This is a genomic window from Tahibacter caeni (assembly GCF_024609805.1).
GTDB lineage: Bacteria > Pseudomonadota > Gammaproteobacteria > Xanthomonadales > Rhodanobacteraceae > Tahibacter > Tahibacter caeni.
This window is the reverse complement of the sequence record NZ_JANFVR010000049.1, coordinates 1-22,782: the sequence shown is the minus strand read 5'-3', so window position 1 is coordinate 22,782 and position 22,782 is coordinate 1. Positions and strand designations below refer to the sequence as shown.

Below are 22,782 nucleotides of genomic sequence, written 5' to 3'. Positions count from 1 at the left end.
CAGCCCGCCGCCGGCGGCGGCGCGCGCCAGGGCCGCCGCGGATCGCCTGCGCGCACTCGAACGCCACGCCGCGGCGTCGTTCCGGCGCTCCGCCGGATTCAGGCGGAGAGGCCGCCGGCCGCTGCTACGCGGCGAGCGGGAGCGGATTGACCCGCACGATCGCCGCAGCGAGCGGGCTTCGCGGCAGGCGTGCCGGTCCCGCCGCCGCGAAAGACCGCGACGGCGCGACCCCGGCCGCGTCGACCGTCAGCGCAGGCCGGTCTCGTTGCGCGCGATGACCATGCGCTGGATCTCGCTCGTGCCTTCGTAGATCTCGGTGATCTTCGCGTCGCGGAAGTAGCGCTCGAGCGGCATTTCCTTGGAATAGCCCATGCCGCCGTGGATCTGCACGGCCTGGTGGGTGATCCACATCGCCGATTCGGATGCGGTCAGCTTGGCCACGGCGGCCTCGGTCGAGAAGCGGCCGCCGTTCTCCTGGGCCTGCTGCTTGGCCCAGGCCGCGCGCAGGGTCAGCAGCCACGACGCGTCGAGCTTGCATTTCATGTCGGCGATCTTGGCCTGGGTCATCTGGAAGCTGCCGATCGACTGGCCGAACGCCTTGCGTTCCTGCGAATACGCGATGGTCGCTTCGTAGGCGGCGCGGGCCAGGCCGACGGCTTGCGAGGCGATGCCGATGCGGCCCGCGTCGAGCACGCCCATCGCGATCTTGAAGCCCTCGCCTTCATGGCCGATGACTTCGGCCGCGCTCGCGCGATAGTCGGCGAACTCGATCTCGCAAGTCGCTGAAGCGCGTATGCCGAGCTTCGGCTCGGTCTTGCCGCGGCCGAAGCCGGCGCGGTCGGTGTCGACGATGAACGCGGTGATGCCGCGGGCGCCCTTCTCCGGCTCGCTCATCGCGAACAGCAGGATGTACTTCGCTACCGGGCCCGAGGTGATCCAGCTCTTCTTGCCGTTGATCAGGAAGCTGCCGTCGGCCTGCTTGACGGCGCGGCAGCGCATCGCGGTCGCGTCGGAGCCGGACTGCGGCTCGGTCAGCGCGAACGCGCCGATCGCCTCGCCCGAGGCGATCGGCTTGACGTAGGCGAGTTTCTGCTCGTGCGTGCCGAACTTCAGCAGGCCGTTGCAGTACAGCGTGTTGTTGACCGACATGATCGTCGAATGCGCGCAGTCGGCCGCGGCGATCTCGATCATGGCCAGCACGTAGGAGATCGAATCCATGCCCGCGCCGCCGTACTCGACCGGCACTTCGATGCCCATGAGGCCGAGCTGGCCCATTTCCTGGATGTTGGCCAGCGGGAATTCGCCCTTGTGGTCGAATTCGGCGGCGACCGGCGCGATGCGTTTCTGCGCGAAGTCGCGCGCGATGGCCTGGATCGACAGCTGGTCTTCGGTGAATCGGAAATCCATGGGAACTCCTGCTGAGCCACGACGAGGCGCGCCCGGGCCGGGTCCGGCCGGCGCAAACGCGGGTGAAGAGTCCGGCATTTTACCGGTTCGGACGCCGGCGTGGGCCGGACGGCCAAATCCGCGCGGCCGGCAGGTCCGACCGGCCCGGCTCAGCCGGCGTCGAAACGACAGGGCGTACCCGGCAGGCGCCGGGCCAGCATCCACGGCAGCAGCTTCGCGTCGGCGTACGCGCGCGACCAGATCACGTGCTTCTCGCCGGGATATTCGGTGTAGACCGGCTTGCCGCCGAACGCGCGCAGCGCGCGCACGACGAGGCGCGAACCGACCTGCGCGCCGCCGTAGCCCCATTCCACGTCGGTGTCGTCGTCCTTCTCGCCGTGGAAGATCCACTGCGGCACGCCAACGATGCGGCGCAGGCCCGAGGGCTCGGTCATGCCCGACATCGGCACGCCGGCCGCGAAGCAGCGCGGATAGCGCTTGAGCGCGTCCCAGACACCCGTGCCGCCGTTGGAAATACCGGTCAGGACGATGCGCTGCGGATCGACGGGCCAGCGCTTGAGCGCATCGGCGACGACGGCCGCGACGCGCGCCGGCGGCCAGTAGGCGTCGGTGGTTTGGGGCGCGACGTAGACCAATGGCGTGCCGGCCTCGCGCGCCTGGTCGATCAGCTGCATCGAGCCGTTGCCGTAGCCGGCCAGCTGCGCCTCGTTGTCGGTGCCGTCCTGCCAGTCGCCGTGCAGGAACACGATCAGCGGCAGGCGCTGGCCGGCGGCGGCCGCGCCGGTCTGGATCGCGCGATACGGCACGCGGGCCGCGTCCTCGCTCCAGAACTTGCCGAGCTCGGCGTCCTCGACGGCGCCGGCGGAGCCGGCGATGAACACGGCGGCCGCGAGCAGCGGCCTGAGCAGGCGGGACAGGGACATAAGCCCGCGAGCTTAGCCCGGCGCGCCCTCCCGGCACAGCCGCCGCATTGACCCGGCGCGGCCGCCTCGCTACCCTGCGTATCCATCTTTTAATCAAGATGAAAGGATAGATTGTGGATCTCGCCGCCACGTCGGCTTTGCTGCGCCTGCTCTCCGATCCGACCCGCGTCCGCCTGCTCGCCCTGCTCGAACGCGAGGAGCTGACCGTGGCCGAGCTGTCGGCCGTGCTGCGCCTGGCCCAGCCGCGCGTGTCCACGCACCTGGCCAAGCTCAAGGAAGCCGATCTCGTGCGCGACCGCCGCGCCGGCGTGTCGGCCTATTACCGTTTCAACGCCGAGCTGCCGGCCCGCGAAGAGGCCCTGCTGCGCGCGCTCAAGGAAAGCGTCGACGACGCGCTGCTGCGCGAGGACGACGAGCGCCTGCCCGGCGTGCTCGCGCAGCGTGCCGGCGCCGAAGGCTGGGCCGACAGCGTCGCCGGCGACATGGAGCGTCACTATTCGCCGGGCCGCACCTGGGAAGCACTCGCCCGCGCGATGACCCAGCTCGTCGAGATCGGCGACGTGCTCGACATCGCTTCGGGCGACGGCGTGCTGGCCGAGCTGCTCGCGCCGCAGGCGCGTTCCATCGTCTGCGTCGACGCGAGCGAACGCGTGGTCGGCGCGGCGCGCGCGCGGCTCAAGGCGCTGGCCAACGTCACGGTCGAACTCGGCGACATGCATGCGCTCGATCTCGGCGAACGCCGCTTCGACCTCGTGCTGCTGATGCACGCGCTGACCTATACGGACCGGCCGGCCGCCGTGCTCGGCGAGGCCGCGCGCGTGCTGCGTCCCGGCGGCCGCCTGCTCGCGGCGACCCTGGGCCGGCACGCGCACAGGACCGCGGTCGAACCGTTCGACCACCGCAACCTCGGCTTCGAGCCCGAACAGCTGCGCGAGTGCGCCGAGGCCGCCGGCCTCGACGTGATCCGCTGCGCGCGCGCGACCAAGGAGCGGCGCCCGCCGCATTTCGAAGTGCTGACCCTGCTCGCGCGCAAGCGCTGAGCGGTTCCGCCGCCCTCACGACGACACCGACCCGTCCGAAGACACGACCATGAACCGACTGCCCTGGCTGAACACTACCCGCACGAATGCGCTCCTGGCCGCGCTGCAGCAGCGCATCCTCGTCATCGACGGCGCGATGGGCACCATGATCCAGAGCTACAAGCTCGACGAGGAAGGCTACCGCGGCGAACGCTTCGCCAAGGGCTACGACGGCCGCCATCTGCACCTGCACGACCACCAGCACCACGTCTGTGACCTCAAGGGTAACAACGACCTGCTGCTGCTGACCCAGCCCGACGTGATCCGCGCCGTGCACACGCAGTATCTGGAAGCCGGCGCCGACCTGCTCGAGACGAACACGTTCAACGCGACGTCGATCAGCCAGGCCGACTACCACCTCGAACACATCGTCTACGAACTCAACCGCGAAGGCGCGCGACTCGCACGCGAATGCTGCGACGCGATCGAGGCGAAGACGCCGGACAAGCCGCGCTTCGTGATCGGCGTGCTCGGCCCGACCAGCCGCACGGCCTCGATCAGCCCCGACGTCAACGATCCGGGCTTCCGCAACACGAGCTTCGACGAACTGCGCACGACCTATCGCGAAGCCGTGCGCGGCCTGCTCGACGGCGGCGCCGACATCGTCATGGTCGAGACCATCTTCGACACGCTGAACGCGAAGGCCGCCCTGTTCGCGATCGACGAGGAATTCGAAGCGCGCGGCGCGCGCGTGCCGGTCATGATCTCCGGCACGATCACCGACCGCTCGGGCCGCACCCTGTCGGGCCAGACCGCCGAGGCGTTCTTCTACTCGATGCGCCATGCGCGGCCGCTCGCGATCGGCCTCAACTGCGCGCTCGGCGCCAAGGACCTGCGCCCGCACGTGGAAACCCTGTCGAATCTCGCCGACTGCTATGTCAGCACGCACCCGAACGCGGGCCTGCCGAATGCGTTCGGCGAATACGACGAAACGCCGGCGGAAATGGCCGCGACGATCCGCGAGTTCGCGCAGGCCGGCTTCCTGAACCTCGTCGGCGGCTGCTGCGGCACCTCGCCGGCGCACATCCGGGCGATCGCCGAGGCCGTCGCCGGGCTGACGCCGCGCACGCCGGTCGTCTATCCGGTGCAGAGCGTGGCGTGATCGCCCGCCGGCCCGATTTCGGAGTTGCCGGCGCGCTTCCGGCGGCCGCCGGGAAAGCGACGAAAGGCTGATCTCGCCTTGCGCATGCCGGTGCCGCTCGAACTGACGGCCTGCTCCAAACCCCCAGCGACCCCACCGCTGCCCACGAACGCGAAACATCCGACAACCGCATGTCCATCGACCACGACACCACGCAGCCCCGCTACACCCGACTGTCCGGCCTCGAACCGCTGGTGCTGACGCCCGAACTGCTGTTCGTCAACGTCGGCGAGCGCACGAACGTGACCGGCAGCGCGCAGTTCAAGAAGCTGATCAAGGAAGGCCGCTTCGAGGAAGCCGTCGACGTCGCGCGCCAGCAGGTCGCCAGCGGCGCGCAGATCATCGACGTGAACATGGACGAAGGTCTGATCGATTCGGAAGCCGCGATGGTGCGGTTCCTGAACCTGATCGCCTCGGAGCCCGACATCGCGCGGATTCCGGTCATGGTCGACTCGTCCAAATGGAGCGTCATCGAAGCCGGCCTGCAGTGCCTGCAGGGCAAGGGCGTCGTCAACTCGATCTCGATGAAGGAAGGCGAGGACGTGTTCCGCGAGCAGGCACGCAAGGTGCTGCGCTACGGCGCGGCCGTCGTCGTCATGGCCTTCGACGAGGCCGGCCAGGCCGACACCTGCGCGCGCAAGGTCGAAATCTGCACGCGCGCCTACCGCATACTCGTCGATGAAGTCGGCTTCCCGCCCGAGGACATCATCTTCGATCCGAACATCTTCGCGATCGCGACCGGCATCGAGGAACACAACAACTACGCGGTCGACTTCATCGAAGCCACGCGCATCATCAAGCAGACCCTGCCCCACTGCCACGTGTCCGGCGGCGTCTCCAACGTGTCGTTCTCGTTCCGCGGCAACGAGACCGTGCGCCAGGCCATCCACGCGGTGTTCCTGTATCACGCGATCCGCGCCGGCATGGACATGGGCATCGTCAACGCCGGCGGCCTGCCGATCGTCGACGACCTCGATCCGGAGCTGCGCGAGCGCGTCGAGGACGTCGTGCTGAACCGCCGCAGCGATGCGACCGAGCGCCTGCTCGAGATCGCCGAACGCTACAAATCCAAGAAGGGCGAAGCGGCGATCGAGACGCAGGCCTGGCGCGAACAGCCCGTGCGCGAACGCCTGAAGCATGCGCTGGTCCACGGCATCGACCAGTACATCGAAGGCGACACCGAGGAAGTGCGCCGGCAGTCGACGCGTCCGCTCGACGTGATCGAAGGCCCGCTGATGGACGGCATGAACGTCGTCGGCGACCTGTTCGGCGCCGGCAAGATGTTCCTGCCGCAGGTCGTCAAGTCGGCCCGCGTCATGAAGAAGGCCGTGGCCTACCTGCTGCCGTTCATCGAGGAAGAGAAGGCGCGCAGCGGCGACGCCGGCAAGTCCAACGGCAAGATCGTCATGGCGACGGTCAAGGGCGACGTGCACGACATCGGCAAGAACATCGTCGGCGTCGTGCTCCGCTGCAACAACTTCGAGGTCGTCGACCTCGGCGTCATGGTGCCGGCGCAGAAGATCCTCGACGTCGCGCGCGAAGAGAACGCCGACATGATCGGCCTGTCGGGCCTGATCACGCCGTCGCTGGAGGAAATGAGCCACGTCGCCAGGGAAATGCAGCGCCAGGGGCTGAACATCCCGCTGCTGATCGGCGGCGCGACGACCTCGCGCGCGCACACGGCGCTGAAGATCGAGCCGCATTACAAATCGCCGACCGTCTGGGTCAAGGACGCCTCGCGCGCGGTCGGCGTGGCCCAGTCGCTGATCTCCCGGGAGCTCGTCGACGAGTTCATGGCGCGCATCCGCCACGAATACGCCGAGATCCGCGAGCGCCACAAGGACCGCGGTCCCGGCAAGAAGCTCGTCAGCCTCGCGCACGCCCGCGGCCAGGCCTTCGACGGCGGCTGGAGCGACTACGTGCCGCCGGCGCCGGCCAGGCCCGGCGTCACCGTATTCGACGACTACCCGCTGGCCGAGCTCGTCGACTACATCGACTGGACGCCGTTCTTCTCGACCTGGGAACTTGCCGGCCACTATCCGCAGATCCTCGACGACGCGATCGTCGGCGCCCAGGCGCGCGAGCTCTACCGCGACGCGCGCGCGATGCTGGAGAAGATCGTCGCGGAGAAATGGATATCCGCGCGCGGCGTCATCGGCTTCTGGCCGGCGGCCCGCGTCGGCGACGACGTGGAAGTGCAGACCGGCGACGCCAAGCCGACCCGACTGCACTTCCTGCGCCAGCAAGTCGACAAGCCCATGGAACGGCCGGACTTCTGCCTGGCCGACTTCATCGCGCCGAAGAACTCGGGCGTGGCCGACTGGATCGGCGGCTTCGCCGTGACCGCCGGCATCGGCATCGAGTCGCACCTGCAACGCTTCGAGCGCGAGTTCGACGACTACTCGTCGATCCTGCTCAAGGCCCTCGCCGACCGCTTGGCCGAAGCGTTCGCCGAACGCCTGCACGAACGCGTGCGCCGCGAATTCTGGGGCTACGCGCCGGATGAGGGTCTCGCCAACGCCGACCTCATCGCCGAGAAATACCGCGGCATCCGCCCGGCACCGGGCTACCCCGCGTGCCCCGAGCACACCGAGAAAGGCACCCTGTTCGACCTGCTGGACGCCGAGAAGAACGCCGGCATCGAACTGACCGACAGCTTCGCGATGTACCCGGCCGCCGCCGTCTCGGGCTGGTACTTCTCCCACCCGCAGAGCCAGTACTTCGTCGTCGGTCGCGTCACCAAGGAACAGGTCGAGGACTACGCCGCACGCAAGGGCTGGACCCTCGAAGTGGCCGAACGCTGGCTCGCGCCGCTGCTGGACTACGATCCGGAGTAAGTCCTGCTGCGGTGCGAACCGCGGCGCAGGTTGGCGGTGAGCCCGACGGGCGAACCGCCACATCGCCGGCTTCCGCAATGGAAAAATGCCAACGTGGCGGTTCGCTGCGCTCGCCGCCGCCGACCTGAACACCCATTCGTGCAAAACGCCATCGGCACGCCAGCGCCGATGGTTTGCTCTAGACCCCGCGGCGAGCATGCGCGCCCCCGCTGGTCAGCCGGCCCTCGCGCCGCACACGGAACGTAGCGATCGCCGCGCACGCAGGACGCGTACAGCGGCCCCGGCCTCACTCTGGACGCGAGCAACGTCGCCCGCTTCGCCGACAAGCTGTCGCCGGGCCAGGCTGCGCTGCTGAAGAAATACCCGGACATGAAGTTCAACGTCTACCCGACGCGGCGCAGCGCGGCGTTTCCGGCGCGCACCTACGAGACCACGCGCAAGAACGCGACGACGGCCAGGCTCGCCGACGGCGGCGACGTGCTGACCGACGCGGCCGAAGGCTTCCCGTTCCCGCTGCCGCAGAACGGCGCCGAGGCGATCTGGAACCACAAGCTCAAGTACCGCGGCATCGCGCTGTCGCGCTGGTGGAACCAGGCCGCGCCGACGGCGACCGGCCAGTTCGTGCTGGCCCGCGTGCGCGAGGAATTCCTGTTCCCGTACTTCCGCCAGGGCTCCACACTCAGCACGATCGACAACGTGTTCTCGTACTACTTCCAGAGCGTCGAAAGCCCGGCGCGCCTGGCCGGCAACATGCAGGTCGTGCATGAGACCCTGAACCCGACCGTCGCGCCGCGCGACGTCTGACTCTACAACGCCGGCCAGCGCCGCGTGCGCCGCGCACCGAACGTCGCCTACGACAATCCAGGCACCGCGTCCGAAGGCCTGCGCACGAACGACATGCTCGACATGTTCAACGGCGCGCTCGACCGCTACGACTGGAAGCTCGTCGGCAAGCGCGAGCTCTACGTGCCCTACAACGCCTACCGCGCCGACGCGAGCGAGCTCAAGCCCGAAGACCTCGTCAAGGCCGGCCACCTCGATCCGAAGCACCTGCGCTACGAACTGCACCGCGTCTGGGTCGTCGAGGCGACGCTCAAGCCCGGCCAGCGCCACATCAACCCGCGCCGCACCTACTACACCGACGAAGACAGCTGGCAGATCTTACTGGCCGACCACTACGACACCAAGGGCAAGCTCTGGCGCCTGTCCGAAGCGCACGTGATCAACTACTACGAAGTGCCAATGGTCTCGCCGACCCTGGAAGTCCACTACGACCTACTCAACGGCCGCTACCTCGTCAGCGGTCTGGACAACCAGGAAGAGCAGCTGAACTTCAGCCTGCAGCGCACGCCGACCGACTTCGCGCCGGCTTCGCTGCGCACGCGCGGCATCCAGTAACCGCGCCGCGCCCGGCCGACGCCCCCCTCCCAGGCGGCGGTCGGGCGAAGTCGCGGACCTGGCTCGTGCGACCCGCGAAACCAGAAAAGCGCCCGCAACGCGCATGGGCTGTCCTCAAGCCGCTGCGAGTGCCGCGCCAAGAAAAAAGGAGCGCACGATGCGCTCCTTTTTTCTGCGATTTGCGGAAGTCGTCTGTCGGAAGCCTGCCCGAATGACGTCGACTGCAAGACGGCCTGTTTCGCCGGCGCCGACGCGCCGACCCGATCTCAGGCCGCTTCACGCTCCGCGAGCTTTTCCTGATGCCGGTGACGCAGCTCGACGAACAGGTTGTACGTGGCCACGACCGCCGGAAACGCATTCTGCAGGATGCCGACCGAATCGTTCTTGCCCCAGATGAAATACGACAGGGTCATCAGGCTGCCGACGATCGACAGGTACCAGAACATCATCGGCAGGTGCGCGCGCTTGGCCTTGCGCGTCGCGTACAGCTGGACGAACCAGCGCGCGGTGAACAGGAAGGCGCCGAGATAGCCGATGAGCTTCCACGGCGTGATGACCACGTGGTCGAAATCGAACAGGACTTGATCCATGGGGATGACTGCGGGGAGTTAAGGCGAAAGAAGGAGTCGCGCCGGGCGCGGGCTGGGCGCGGATTCTACCAGCCTTGGTCGAACGGGCGTTTCAGGGGTTCATGGCCGGCAGCGTGGCTCGGACGGTTTGACGGCATTGTCGCCAGCGGCGGCAGATTTTCCGAAGCCAGTCGGGAACACCGCGACAATCCTGATCCGTGGCCGCGGGGTTGCAGACATGGCCCGCTTCACCTTAGCCAGCACAGCAGAATCGCCGGCCGCCGTGCCAAGCACCGCCTCACCGGGCCAGGTTCTGGTTTGCCGACTGCCTGCCAGCAGCCAGCGGCCGGCCAGGCCAGGCCAGGCCGGCGGAAGCTCCCGCTCATGGGGCAGGCCGCCAAGTGGAATGACTACCGACCGGCTGGAACGGCGCATCGAGCCGGGCCGGAAGCGGCAGGCCGCGAGCAGCTAGGACGGTCAGCCTGACCGGGGCTTGGCATCCGCCACGCGGCACGCTAGTATTCGCGCCCTTGCGCGGTACCCGTGCAATGCGTTTCACGTGGGGCGGTAGCTCAGCTGGGAGAGCGTCGCGTTCGCAATGCGAAGGTCGGGAGTTCGATCCTCCTCCGCTCCACCACTAACACCAGCAATGCATCGTGAAGCCGGCCTCGTGCCGGCTTTTTCGTTGCGCTCGTCCGCCGCCATGAATTCATCGCGGCGTCCCGGTCCACCGTGGACGCATGCGGCTCATTACCCTCGTCCGCGATTGGGCCATGCCGTCAGTGTCGCCGTGGACGTCTTCGCCGAGCACGACCTTGCGGCGAACCGCGATGGACAGTCCGCATTGCACCCGGAATGACTGCCGGATCGTGCTGACCGAACCACACGGCATCGCCTGTGTGGAGGCGCCCGAAGTGAGCGACCTTCTCGTCGGTGGAGGGCGTCGATGGCGCCGCGAATGATGGCAGACGACGATGGTTGTTTCCCGTCCGTCATCGGCGGTGAAACCGGACGGCGCGACCGTGCGCAAGACCGTCCCCCCTCCCTCGTCCGATAGCATGACTTCTGCCCCATCTGCGGGCGGATCCGCCGGGCGTAGGCTTTTGCCTGAGCTCGTGCCGGCATCGCTCGCGCGCACGCGATTCGCGCTGTTTCTGTCGTATACCCATCCAGACGGAGTTCCCATGCACAGACGCATCTGCTTGAGCGCGCTGCTCCTCGCGGCCTCGGGCGCGGCCAGCGCCATGACCGCCGAGGAGCTGATCGCGAAGAATCTCGAGGCGAAGGGAGGACGCGATGCGATCAAGGCGATCGGCTCGCTGCGCTCGACCGGCAAGCTGTCCTTCACGGGCGACTTCTCGGTCGATCTCACTCTCGACACGATCGTGAGCCGCACCGGCAAGGTCCGGCAGGAAGCGTCGCTGCAGGGCATGACCTCGGTACAGGCCTACGACGGCACGGAAGGCTGGCAGATCCAGCCGTTCGGCGGCCGCAAGGATCCCGAGAAGCTGTCGGCCGACGACAGCAAGGGACTGATCGACGACGCCGACATCGACGGCCCGCTCGTCGACTGGCAGGCGAAGGGCAGCACGATCGAATACCTCGGTACCGAGGACGTCGACGGCACGGAGGCGCACAAGCTCAAGATCAGCGAGAAGGACGGGGACGTGAAGTACGTCTACTTCGATCCCGACTACTTCCTGGAGATCCGCACGGTGACGCAGCGCAAGGTGCGCGGCAGCGAGCAGGCGTTCGAGAGCGACCTCGGCAACTACGAGAAAGTGGCCGGCGTCTATATGCCGTTCTCGATCGAGAGCGGGCCGAAGGGCGCGCCGAAGCAGCAGAAGATCACGCTCGAGAAAGTCGAGGTGAACGTCCCGGTCGACGACGCGAAGTTCGCGTTCCCGGCCTCCCCCGCTGCGTCGAAGTAAGGAGGCGACGACCATGCGCACGAAAAACACCCTCGCCGCTGCGTTCGCGCTCGCGGCCTTCTCGATCCCGGCGGCCGCGCAGGACGCCGCAGCGCGCTTCGACGCCGGCACGATCTCCGGCCTCGGCGCGCGCAACATCGGCTCCGCGACCATGAGCGGCCGCATCTCGGCGATCGACGCGCGCGTCGTCGACGGCAAGACGCTGCTCTACGTCGGTGCGGCCAGCGGCGGCGTCTGGAAGTCGACCGACGGCGGCACGACCTTCAAGCCGGTGTTCGACAAGCAACCCGTGCAGTCCATCGGCGCCGTCACGATCGATCCGAAGAACCCGCAGGTCGTCTGGGTGGGCACCGGCGAAACGTGGACGCGCAACAGCGTCTCGATCGGCAACGGCATCTACAAGTCGACCGACGGCGGCGACACCTGGACCTACCTGGGCTTGCCTGATTCGGAGCGCATCTCGCGCATCCTCGTGCACCCGCAGCGCCCCGACACGGTCTATGCGTGCGTGCCCGGCAAGCTGTGGAGCGATTCCACGGCACGCGGCCTGTACGTCACGCACGACGGCGGCCGCCACTGGACGCTCGCGCTCAAGGGTCCGAACGCCTCGACGGGCTGCGCCGACATCAGCATGGACGCGAAGGACCCGGATCACCTGTTCGTCTCGCTCTGGGATTTCCGCCGCAAGGGCTGGACGTTCCGCTCCGGCGGCGAAGGCCCCGAAGCCGTGTCCGGTTCGGGCCTGTTCGAGACGCACGACGGCGGCACGTCGTTCACCTCGATCGAGCCCGGCAAGGACAACGGCCTGCCGGCCAAGCCCTGGGGCCGCATCGGCGTGACGATCGCGCCGAGCGACCCGAAGCGCGTCTATGCCGTGATCGAAGGCGTACGCAGCGCGCTGTTCCGTTCCGACGACGGTGGCCGCACCTGGACCGAGGGTGACCGCAGCCAGGCCATGGTCTGGCGGCCGTTCTACTTCTCGCGCCTGATCGTCGACCCGAAGAATCCCGACAAGATCTTCAAGCCGAACCTGCCGCTGATCGTCTCGCTCGACGGCGGCAAGAGCTTCTCGTCCACGGGCGGCGGTGCGCACGGCGACTGGCACGACCTCTGGATCAACCCCGACAACACCAACCACGTCATCGGCGGCGACGACGGCGGCCTGTTCCTGAGCCACGACGGCGGCAATCGCTGGTGGAAAGGTGACAATCTACCCATTTCTCAGTTTTACCACGTGAGTGCCGACGACCAGGATCCGTACCAGGTCTACGGCGGCCTGCAGGACAACGGCTCGTGGGTGGGCGATTCGGCCAATCCGGGCGGCATCACGAACGCCCGCTGGGAGCCGGTGTTCTTCGGCGACGGTTTCTGGGTGTTCCCCGATCCGGCGGACCCGGACTACCTCTACGCGGAAGCCCAGGGCGGTTTCCTCGGGCGCATCAACCGTCGCACGAAGCAGATCCGCTTCATCGCTCCGACCGCCGGCTTCAAGGAGAAGCTGCGGTACAACTGGAACACGCCGATCGAGCTTTCGCCGAACGAGAAGGGCACGATCTACTACGGCGCGCAGTTCCTGTTCCGTTCGCGCGACCAGGGCCAGAACTGGGAACGCATCTCGCCCGACCTCACGACCAACGACCCGAACAAGCAGAAGCAGGAGGAGTCGGGCGGCATCACAGTCGACAACTCCGCGGCCGAGATGCACACGACCATCTACTCGATCAGCGAGTCGCCCAAGGACGGCCGCGTGATCTGGGTCGGCACGGACGACGGCAACGTGCAGCTCACGCGCGACGGCGGCACGTCGTGGAGCAACGTCGTGGGCAACGTGAAGGGGCTGCCCAGGAACGCGTGGGTCAGCACCGTCGAAGCCTCGCAGCACGACGCCGGCACCGCGTACGCGACCTTCGATCGCCACACCTTCGGCGACATGGATCCCTACGTCTACCGCACGCGCGACTTCGGCCGCACCTGGCAGAAGATCGCGGGCAAGGAGCACGGTCTGCGCGGCTACGCACACGTCGTGAAGGAAGACACGGTCGACCCGGACCTCCTGTTCGTGGGCACCGAGTTCGGCCTGTGGATTTCCACCGACGGCGGCGCGCGCTGGGCCGAGTTCAAGGGCGGCAACTTCCCGAGTGTGGCGGTACGCGACCTGGCCGTGCAGCCGCGCGATTCCGATCTCGTGATAGCCACCCACGGCCGCGGCATCTGGATCATCGACGACATCACGCCGCTGCGCTCGATCGACGACGCGCTGCTCGCCCGCGATGCGGCCTTCGTCGCCGCGCGTCCGGTGCAACAGCGCATCGCCAGCTTCGGCGGCAGCGTCGAGGGCGACGCCAAGTTCGTCGGCGACAACCCGTCGAACGCCGCCGTCATCACCTACTACCAGCGCACGCGCCACCTGTTCGGCGACCTGAAGATCGAAGTGCTCGACCCCGACGGCAAGGTGATCGACACGCTGCCGGCGTCCAAGCGCCGAGGTCTCAACCGCATCACGTGGTCGATGCGCGTGAAGCCGCCGGTCGTGCCGCCCGCGGCGCAGCTCGCGAACTACGGCACGATCGGTCCGCGCGTGGTGCCGGGCACCTACACCGTGCGCATGACGAAGAACAAGCAGATCTACGAGACGCCGCTGGAGGTCTCGGTGGACCGGCGCACGAAGCTGACGGTCGCCGAGCGCCGGTTGCAGTTCGACGCCGCCATGCGCGTGCACGGCATGTTCGGCGAGATGACGGGCCTGATGGCGCGCATCAACGCCGTCCGCGACCAGGCCGCCGCCATCGTTGCGAAGCTGCCGGAAGGCGACCCGGCGCGCAGCAAGGTTGCCGGGCTGGGCGAGAAGGCCGACGCGATCCGCAAGGAGATCGTCGCCACGAAGGAAGGCGGCGCCATCACCGGCGAGGAGCGCCTGCGCGAGAAGCTGGACAACGTGTACGGTGCGATCGTGTTCTACGAAGGCGCGCCGGGCGCATACCAGCTGGCCACCGTCGATGCGCTGCAGAAGGAAATGAACGACGTCGCCGCGCGCTTCGACGCCCTCGTCGCGAAGGACCTGCCGCCGGTCAACGACGCCCTGAAGGCGAAGGGCGCCCCCGCGATCCAGGTCCCGCCTGCACGACCCGTGGCCCAGAGCGACGTATCGAGCGCCGACCTCGACGCCGCGTTCTCGGCCTGGCGCGGCGCCTCCTTCGGCCGCGGCACCGACCTGCGCGGGGCGAAGGCGAAGCACGTCGCTCGCTGAGCGGGGAGACACTGCAATACCGGAACGGCCTGCTAGCGCGGGCCGTTCTGTTTGGGGCTCATCCATGTCGTCCGGCAATGCGAGGCAGGCCGCAAGCGCCCGGCGACCGTGGTTTCGGCCCAGACGTCGATCCGGGGAATGAATGGGACCGAGCGTCGATCGACCGCGTGCACGAGCGGGACGAGAAGGAAGTGCTCCGGTAGGGAAGGACTGGCCGCCGTGGACTGGCTGTCGACCAAGGACTGCGTGGCACCGATCGTGCCCGCCGTACGCAATGGCCTGTGCCACCGGAGCCGCGGCGGCGGCACAGCCGGCTGCGAACAGATTCCGCATTCTCGACGGCAGGATCAATAAGTCGATCATTACGCCGCCCATTCGGCAGCCGGGTTTCGCGCCCCGAAACGCTACAGCGCGCACAGCGCTGCACTGCCGGGTGCCATGGATGGGGGCGAGGCGGTCGCTGCCTTCTCCGCGTACACCCCACTGACCACTGCCATCGATCGTTCGATCCGCCGCAGTGGACGAATGCCAGAAAAGTATTTTCGCTTTTCACTGAGAGAAAGCTCAGACTCGCGGCAGCTTGGTTCTGACACTGCCACGGCCCAGCCCATGCCCGAACTCGCCGGATCGGTCCATGCAACGTTCCGCGTCGCCACTCCACTGTTCCTTGGTGGTTTCGATCCCGGCGGCCAGAGCTCCGTCCGACAGGGACCATTGCGCGTCGCCAGTATCAAGGGAGTACTGCGATTCTGGTGGCACGCGCTGCAGTGGTCGCGAATCCGCGCAGGCGCGAGCAGTGATGTCGCCGCACTGCAGAAACTTCATCAGGCCGAGCAGGCTTTGTTTGGGGAAGCCGCTGATGAGCGGTATCCCAGGCATGGCCAGAGCCGAGTGCTGCTGTCCGCCACGAGCGAAACCAGCAAAGTCGCCGCGGACCTGGATCGCTCCGGCTATCTGCTTGGCCAGGGACTATGGGATACGCGTGCCGGGAAACTTACGCGGCCGGCGTCGATGCGGTGGTACTGCGTCTGACCGAACGATTGACTGCCGGCGCCTCGTTGACCGACCACGACATCGCGCGAATTCCCCATGAACTTGCCCGTCTCATCCGCCTGCGCTGAGTCGCCGCCATCGGCTGCCGATCCTGTGCCGATCCCATTGCTTCCGCTGATCACTCGGCGAATCGAGCTCGAATGCCTGAGGCCGACGACGATAGGGCTTTTCCCGGAAGCGCGGCTGGCAAGCCTGCTGCTGGCGTCAATGCACGAACACAAGGACAGCCCGGACTCGCTTTCGATCGAGGTTCCTCGCTCCGCACGCTATCAGGTGGCCCGCGGCGATCGCTTTGGTTTCACGCTCTTCGCCAGCTTGCATGATCGGGCACGTGTCGACGCAATCACTGCGTTGCTGCAGGGTTTGCCGGGCGGCGCGCCCACGGCGGGGCAGAGGAGCGTGGCTTTTGGCGACAACTGGAAACTGTCCCCTTCCGGCGCGGTTGGTGCGTCACTGTTGGACGAGCCGGCATTGGATGCGGAAGCGCAGCGCTGGATCGGCGTTCGAGAGTTCCGCATCCGATTGACCTCGCCCACTCGCATCGCACTGGGGCAAAAGGAGGCTCGCGGGCGTGCCCGCTATTGTCGTGAAGAAGCTGACGTCAGCGACGACACACTCTCGCGCGCGCTGGTCTCCAGCCTCGTGTCTCTGAAGTTCAGTCTGAAGCTGGGAATGTGGGTGATTCCTCCGCTGCCTTTGCACATCCGGCGCAAGGAGCTGTTCCTGGTCGATCCCGGTCGTCGCAGCGACCGAGCCGGCGCCAAGCCGCTGGACGAAGGAATGCTGGGCGAACTTCTCGTGGAGTGGCGTGAGCCGCCATCGTTGGAGCAATGGCGACATCTCGTGCTGCTGCAGTACCTGGGCCTGGGCCAGGGACGCGCGTTCGGACTCGGGCGACTGCAACTGGAGACTCGCGAAGGCATCGCAACGAAAGCGCTGCTTCCGGTCGACCACCGCAGCCTGCAGATGATCTGCGAGGAGAGCAATCTGGTTCAGGCACTCGACCATGTCCGGCAAAGGCGCGACTTGACCCAGTGGCCTGAACTGGACGAGTTGCCCGAGGCCGCACCCGAACCGGTCCCGCCGATGCTCGACACCATCGCACGGCGGCTGGCTGCCGGCCTGCTGGAACCGGCGCCTTTGGTTCCGGTTGCCTTGGCCAAGCCCGATGGCAGCACGCGCGAACTGTTGATCCCCAGTTTTTTCGACCGGGTCGCACAGCGCGCCGTGTTGCAGCGTGTGGAGCCCGGCCTTGACATGCTGTTCTGCGAGAGTTCGTTTGGATTCCGGCGCGGCATCGGCCGCGAGGCGGCCAGAGCCCGTATAGAGCGGCTGCGGGATGAAGGTTATGTAGTGGTGGGAGAGACGGACATTCGTCGGTTTTTCGACGACGTCGGTTGGTGGCGTATCGAAAGCCGGCTGCGCTGTCTGTTCGGCAACGACCCGCTGGTCGACCAGGTTCTGCGATGGATCGAAACACCGCGCGCCGACGGCGTGCAGCGGCTGCAAGGACTACCTCAGGGCGCCCCGCTGAGTCCTATCCTGTCGAACCTGATGCTGGACCACCTGGACCGTGTACTGCTGCGCCGCGGGGTCCATCCGGTACGCTTCGCCGACGACCTCGTCGTGTTGTGCAAGACCGAGCAGCAGGCCCAGGCTGCGCTGGAAACCGCCGCCACGACCTTGGCCGACGCCGGCTTGCGGCTCAACCCGGAAAAAACCCGCATCACCCGTTTCGCTCAGGGTTTCCGCTTCCTGGGATATCGGTTCGTCGGTCAGCTGGTCGTAGAATCGCGCAAGGAAAATACCGATGCGCCCACGCCGTTGCCTGCGGCCCTGCAGGAGCCGTTGACGCCGCCGGTCGAACCGGACATGCCGGCGGCCACCGTCGATTACTCGGGCGAGGAGCCGGGAATGCTGCTCATCGTCAATGAGCGCGGCGCGTCCCTGCGACTGCAGGATGGGCAGCTGTCGCTTCAGCGCGTCGACGGCCGTAACGAACGATATCCTTTCGCCCAACTCGCCGGAGTGATGCTGCTGACCCGCGCACAGCTGTCGACGGAAGTCATCAAGGCCGCCATGCGCGCGCGCGTGCCGATCCATTTCCTGACCGAAAGCGGGCAATGGCAGGGCTCCACGGCGGGAGAACCCGATGGCGCCACGCTTGCTCTGTGGCAGGTACAGCACCAGCACGCGGCCGACACGGCATTCTGCCTGCGCTTCGCCAAGGCGGTCACCAGCGCACGCGTGCACTCCTTGATTACCGTGTTGTCTCACCGCCGAGCGCCTGCCGCAGTCATCGACACGCTCAAGCGCGCCCTGGGCAGTATCGACACTACCGATACCGTGGACGCGCTTCGCGGTGTCGAGGGCCAGGCGACTGCGCGTTATTTTGCCGCTTTCAATGGGCTGCTTCCTCCCGGATTCGATTTTTCCGGACGCACCCGCCGCCCGCCTCGCGATCCGGTGAACGCCTTGCTCTCCCTCGGTTACACCCTGCTGCACCATGCCGCTCACGCTGTATTGCTGGCCGCTCACCTCAATCCTCGACTGGGCATCTACCATCAGCCCCGCGGCACACACGCCGCGCTGGCGTCGGATTTCATCGAGCCGTTCCGATTCCTCGTCGAACGCCAGGTACTCAGCCAACTCAACCGGCGAGAGTTTCGTCCCGAAGACTTCTTGCTGCGGCCGGACGGTGCCTGCTGGCTCGCGCCGCCGGCACGCCGACGCTTCATCGTCGCGCTGTGCCAGCGCTTCCAGCAGCCGCTGCGCGCCGCTCACGCCGAACAGGCGCACGGCCTGTATGGCCATCTGCAGCATCAGGCCAACCGGCTCAAGAAAGACTTCGAAGGAAAGCAACCCTTCATGGCACCGCGTTTCCGATGAAGTTCTATCTCATCACTTACGACATCGCGGAAGACCGGGCCCGCGAGCAGGTCGCCCGGCGCCTGCTGCGTGACGGCAGGCGGGTGCAGGAATCCGTCTTCGAGATCGCAGTACGCAGTGACGCCGCGTTCAGCCGACTTGAGCAAGACCTCCATGCACTGTGCCGATCGCCGTTTTCCGGCCAGATTCGCTGGTATGGACTGAACTGTGACGCTTTCGCCGTTGCGGGCGCGATCGGTGCGCCGGCCCCCTGCCCGCCGGCCGCGGTAGTCGTCGCATGAACAGAACCCAGCCCGCTTTGAATGACCGGCTTGGCAGCAACCTGTCTTTGCAGTTGCACGAAACGACCGCCCTCCAACGGAATCGCCAATGGCCCCCGTGCCTTGCGTCGCAAACGGCATCGCTTGCCGGAAAGTCGGTTGGTGCACGGTTGATCCCAAAGGAAATTTCCCTTCCGCCGGGGCTTGTTTCCGACGTTCCGGGCCGCTGCCGTTGCATGGCCGCGGCGGTTGGTGCAACGATGGCTCTATCTCCTTGGTGGTATAGGGAAAAAAGGAGATGCCGCTGCAGCGGCTTGGCCGCAGAGGCCATTGAGACTCGAGCTCGGCAGCGCGGGTAGCGCCCACGCGCGTAGCTGCAGCGGCTTGGCCGCAGAGGCCATTGAGACCCGAGCTCCCAGCGCTGATAGCCGCGCAGATTAGCGCTGCAGCGGCTTGGCCGCAGAGGCCATTGAGACCGTCAAGGTTTATCCCACAGACGAAGTACTGAAGCTGCAGCGGCTTGGCCGCAGAGGCCATTGAGACATCGCAATACGCGGCAGCTACTGGCAACAGTTGCTGCAGCGGCTTGGCCGCAGAGGCCATTGAGACGAGGGGAAGGTCACGTTGGACCAACCCTGCAGCAGCTGCAGCGGCTTGGCCGCAGAGGCCATTGAGACTCGATCGTGTACACGTAGCTTTCGTTGACGTTGGCTGCAGCGGCTTGGCCGCAGAGGCCATTGAGACGCCGCTGTCGCGTGAGGTGTCGACGCCAAGCTGTACGCTGCAGCGGCTTGGCCGCAGAGGCCATTGAGACCCAGGGCCGAGGCCTTGGCCGTCGTGGCGGCCGGCTGCAGCGGCTTGGCCGCAGAGGCCATTGAGACTTTGGTAGACGTCATCTGGGCGAAGGTTGAGGCGCTGCAACGGCTTGGCCGCAGAGGCCATTGAGACCGAGCGGCGTGTTCGCGGCAACGGCGAGACTCGAGCTGCAGCGGCTTGGCCGCAGAGGCCATTGAGACGCTCCTGGCGAACCTGGAACGCGACCACGACGGGCTGCAGCGGCTTGGCCGCAGAGGCCATTGAGACAACCGCCCGATTCGTCAGCACGAGCGGATCATCCGGGCTGCAGCGGCTTGGCCGCAGAGGCCGTTGAGACCCAGTTGGGCTGGTCGGCGGAGGCGGCGAAGACCGCTGCAGCGGCTTGGCCGCAGAGGCCATTGAGACCGGGAAGAACGAGGTGGAGTTCGGCGAAGGAATGCGGCTGCAGCGGCTTGGCCGCAGAGGCCATTGAGACGGCAGCATCGAAGCTCGAAACGGTCTTGTTGACGGCTGCAGCGGCTTGGCCGCAGAGGCCATTGAGACCGAAGATCTTCCAGCAAAGCGGGTACTTCATGGTGCTGCAGCGGCTTGGCCGCAGAGGCCATTGAGACTTCTGTTCGGGCTTTTTGCCCGTGATGAAATACCACAGGCTGCAGCGGCTTGGCCGCAGAGGCCATTGAGACCTGAGCCGGACTGCTGTTGAAAAATCTCGGCCTCGAGCTGCAGCGGCTTGGCCGCAGAGGCCATTGAGACGTTGATCTGATCCGGCGCGAAACTGAGGTCGGTCACCGTGCTGCAGCGGCTTGGCCGCAGAGGCCATTGAGACCAATGGCCGGCGGCCGTGCGCCGCAACGTACTCTGCCGGCTGCAGCGGCTTGGCCGCAGAGGCCATTGAGACCAATGGCCGGCGGCCGTGCGCCGCAACGTACTCTGCCGGCTGCAGCGGCTTGGCCGCAGAGGCCATTGAGACTATAGGCGGCGCCGCGAGGAAGGCGGAAATCGGCTGCAGCAGCTTGGCCGCAGAGGCCATTGAGACAGAGGACCGAAACATTTCGGCCATCATTGAGAAGCTGCAGCGGCTTGGCCGCAGAGGCCATTGAGACATGTACCAGGTGACGTCAACACCGTCGATGACGAGCTGCAGCGGCTTGGCCGCAGAGGCCATTGAGACTGGTGAAGTAGCTGCCGATGTACATGACGAGCATGAAGGCTGCAGCGGCTTGGCCGCAGAGGCCATTGAGACCGGAACATACGCCTGCCCGATGCGCAGACGGTAACCGGCTGCAGCGGCTTGGCCGCAGAGGCCATTGAGACTTTGATGCCGGCCTTGGCCAGGTGCTTGGTGGCGCTGAAGCGGTTTGGCCGCAGAGGCCATTGAGACTTCTGCACGCTGGGTCACCTGGAGGGCGACGGCGCTGCAGCGGCTTGGCCGCAGAGGCCATTGAGACACATGTACTTCGTGTCACGGCGTTTTTTTGTTGCGCTGCAGCGGCTTGGCCGCAGAGGCCATTGAGACTGCGCGCCTCGCGCTGTCTTTCCGCCAGCGCCGCCGCTGCAGCGGCTTGGCCGCAGAGGCCATTGAGACTTGGCACGGATATCAGGCACCAAATCGCCTTTATGCTGCAGCGGCTTGGCCGCAGAGGCCATTGAGACCGATAACTTGCAATTTGTACAAAAATAGTATGCTGCAGCGGCTTGGCCGCAGAGGCCATTGAGACAAGACTGCACGGAGGCATCTGAATTCAGATGCCGGCTGCAGCGGCTTGGCCGCAGAGGCCATTGAGACACGATGCCGGCAGGCAACATCGCCGGAATCTGACTGCGCTGCAGCGGCTTGGCCGCAGAGGCCATTGAGACAACATCGCCGCCCACACCCCCGCGATGAACATCCACTGGCTGCAGCGGCTTGGCCGCAGAGGCCATTGAGACTTTGCAGGATTTCCTTACTCGGAACACGGTAGAGGAGCCGCAGCGGCTTGGCCGCAGAGGCCATTGAGACACGGATGTGAATCCGCACCGCGAAGATGATGACGACGCTGCAGCGGCTTGGCCGCAGAGTGTCGGCGCCGATTGAAAACTGACTCGCCGCGCCGATTGAAAACTGACCCGGGGGAAGACGGCCACGGGAGGTGGCCGTCTGGGGATGACTCTACGTCAGGTCGGCGGTGGTTGGCTTGGAGCGCTTGCGTGTCGCTTCGCGCGCCCTGATCCGTTGACCGGCGGCTTCGCTGCTGTGGCGGTAGCGATGCGAGTCGTTGCCGGTGGCGACGATGTGGCAGTGATGGGTGAGCCGGTCGAGCAAGGCGGTGGTCATCTTCGCGTCGCCGAACACGCTGGCCCATTCGGCGAAATCCAGGTTGGTGGTGATCACGACGCTGGTGCGCTCGTAGAGTTTGCTGAGCAGATGGAACAGCAGCGCACCACCGGCCTGGGAGAATGGCAGGTAGCCCAGTTCGTCGAGGATGACGAGGTCAAGCGAGCGAGCATCCGCACTGGCCTCCCATGGACCGGAACCGGGCCCCAGCGGCTGGCTTCACATGCTCCAGAATCCTGGCTTCACATGGCCCGGAACGGTGGCTTCTCATGCTCCGGAATGGTGGCTTCTCATGAACCGGAATATCCAAACGAAGTCGCCGCGCGCTTCGACGCCTTCGTCGCGAAGGACCTGCCGCCGGTCAACGACGCCCTGAAGGCGAAGGGCGCACCCGCGATCCAGGTCCCGCCTGCACGGCCCGTGGCCCAGAGCGACGTGTCGAGCGCCGACCTCGACGCCGCGTTCTCGGTCTGGCGCGGCGCCTCCTTCGGCCGCGGCACCGACCTGCGCGGGGCGAAGGCGAAGCACGTCGCTCGCTGAGCCGGGAGACGCGCCAGCAACAAAACGGCCCACTATCGCGGGCCGTTTCGTTTGGGGACCGCACATCCATGGCGCCCCTGCAATGTGAGGCAGGCCGCAACGATAGCCGCGCCGTTTGCGGGGCGGCTATTCTAGTCGGGGCGTGCGGCTCCCTCGCTCGCCAGTCGCCCGTCGCCATCGGGGCGATATGATTCGGCTCCGGCGCCCCAGCCATGCGCCTGCCTTGTCCGCGCCATTGCGGCTGCGCATCGCGCGAATACTGCGTATTTCGGCCGATCGTGACCGACCATTTCGGTAAGGCATGACCGGTTGTTTCGGTAAGGCGTGACCGCTCATTTCGGTTGATCGTGACCGATTTTGGCGGGGTTCCGAGATCAT

General features: G+C 66.6%; 12 protein-coding genes, 1 tRNA gene, 2 pseudogenes and 1 CRISPR repeat array. Of the genes and pseudogenes, 11 read left to right on the top strand and 4 right to left on the bottom strand.

The window, feature by feature from the left end; genetic code table 11:
- Positions 1 to 246: 246 nt before the first annotated feature.
- The gene (locus tag NON22_RS06820) at positions 247 to 1,407 is read right to left on the bottom strand and encodes an acyl-CoA dehydrogenase family protein (protein ID WP_257386178.1); all 1,161 of its coding nucleotides are present in this window, start codon (positions 1,405 to 1,407) and stop codon (positions 247 to 249) included.
- Positions 1,408 to 1,556: 149 nt separating this feature from the next.
- Entirely contained in the window at positions 1,557 to 2,330 is a 774-nt protein-coding gene (locus NON22_RS06815; RefSeq protein WP_257386177.1) for a carboxylesterase family protein, read from the bottom strand.
- 113 nt (positions 2,331 to 2,443) lie between these two features.
- Between NON22_RS06815 and NON22_RS06810 the strand changes: the two genes are divergently transcribed.
- From NON22_RS06810 to NON22_RS06795, 4 genes and pseudogenes are all read left to right on the top strand, one after another.
- Entirely contained in the window at positions 2,444 to 3,370 is a 927-nt protein-coding gene (locus NON22_RS06810; RefSeq protein ID WP_257386176.1) for an ArsR/SmtB family transcription factor, read from the top strand.
- Positions 3,371 to 3,419: 49 nt separating this feature from the next.
- Positions 3,420 to 4,511 carry a homocysteine S-methyltransferase family protein gene (locus NON22_RS06805; RefSeq protein WP_257386175.1) on the top strand — a complete coding sequence of 364 codons (1,092 nt, stop codon included), beginning with the start codon at positions 3,420 to 3,422 and terminating at the stop codon, positions 4,509 to 4,511.
- A gap of 170 nt (positions 4,512 to 4,681) precedes the next feature.
- Entirely contained in the window at positions 4,682 to 7,387 is a 2,706-nt protein-coding gene (gene metH, locus NON22_RS06800) for a methionine synthase (RefSeq protein ID WP_257386174.1), read from the top strand.
- A 291-nt stretch (positions 7,388 to 7,678) separates the two neighbouring features.
- Positions 7,679 to 8,785 (top strand): annotated as a pseudogene (locus tag NON22_RS06795) (DUF1329 domain-containing protein).
- 266 nt (positions 8,786 to 9,051) lie between these two features.
- Here the strand turns inward: NON22_RS06795 and NON22_RS06790 are convergent.
- Entirely contained in the window at positions 9,052 to 9,375 is a 324-nt protein-coding gene (locus NON22_RS06790; RefSeq protein ID WP_257386173.1) for a lipid-A-disaccharide synthase N-terminal domain-containing protein, read from the bottom strand.
- Positions 9,376 to 9,915: 540 nt separating this feature from the next.
- On the opposite strand from NON22_RS06790, the gene NON22_RS06785 reads away from it, so the two are divergent.
- From NON22_RS06785 to cas2, 6 genes are all read left to right on the top strand, one after another.
- Positions 9,916 to 9,991, top strand: a tRNA-Ala gene (locus tag NON22_RS06785).
- Positions 9,992 to 10,538: 547 nt separating this feature from the next.
- Positions 10,539 to 11,285 carry a LolA-like protein gene (locus NON22_RS06780; RefSeq protein ID WP_257386172.1) on the top strand — a complete coding sequence of 249 codons (747 nt, stop codon included), beginning with the start codon at positions 10,539 to 10,541 and terminating at the stop codon, positions 11,283 to 11,285.
- 13 nt (positions 11,286 to 11,298) lie between these two features.
- On the top strand, positions 11,299 to 14,532 hold the full coding sequence (locus tag NON22_RS06775; RefSeq protein ID WP_257386171.1) for a WD40/YVTN/BNR-like repeat-containing protein: 3,234 nt from the start codon (positions 11,299 to 11,301) through the stop codon (positions 14,530 to 14,532).
- Positions 14,533 to 15,141: 609 nt separating this feature from the next.
- Positions 15,142 to 15,564: a type III-B CRISPR module RAMP protein Cmr1 gene (gene cmr1, locus NON22_RS06770; RefSeq protein WP_257386170.1), complete on the top strand. Its 423-nt coding sequence runs from the start codon at positions 15,142 to 15,144 to the stop codon at positions 15,562 to 15,564.
- Positions 15,565 to 15,621: 57 nt separating this feature from the next.
- On the top strand, positions 15,622 to 18,474 hold the full coding sequence (cas1, locus tag NON22_RS06765) for a CRISPR-associated endonuclease Cas1 (protein ID WP_257386169.1): 2,853 nt from the start codon (positions 15,622 to 15,624) through the stop codon (positions 18,472 to 18,474).
- Positions 18,471 to 18,755: a CRISPR-associated endonuclease Cas2 gene (gene cas2 / locus NON22_RS06760; protein WP_257386168.1), complete on the top strand. Its 285-nt coding sequence runs from the start codon at positions 18,471 to 18,473 to the stop codon at positions 18,753 to 18,755. The genes cas1 and cas2 overlap by 4 nt, the downstream gene beginning before the upstream one ends.
- A 282-nt stretch (positions 18,756 to 19,037) precedes the next feature.
- A CRISPR array of direct repeats spans positions 19,038 to 21,549; the repeat unit is 34 nt; unit sequence GCTGCAGCGGCTTGGCCGCAGAGGCCATTGAGAC.
- Positions 21,550 to 21,699: 150 nt separating this feature from the next.
- Here the strand turns inward: cas2 and NON22_RS06755 are convergent.
- Positions 21,700 to 22,023 (bottom strand): annotated as a pseudogene (locus NON22_RS06755) (ATP-binding protein); the annotation flags it as partial.
- Between NON22_RS06755 and NON22_RS06750 the strand changes: the two are divergent.
- Entirely contained in the window at positions 21,955 to 22,404 is a 450-nt protein-coding gene (locus NON22_RS06750; protein ID WP_257386167.1) for a hypothetical protein, read from the top strand. The pseudogene NON22_RS06755 and the gene NON22_RS06750 overlap by 69 nt on opposite strands.
- The last annotated feature ends 378 nt before the right edge of the window (positions 22,405 to 22,782 follow it).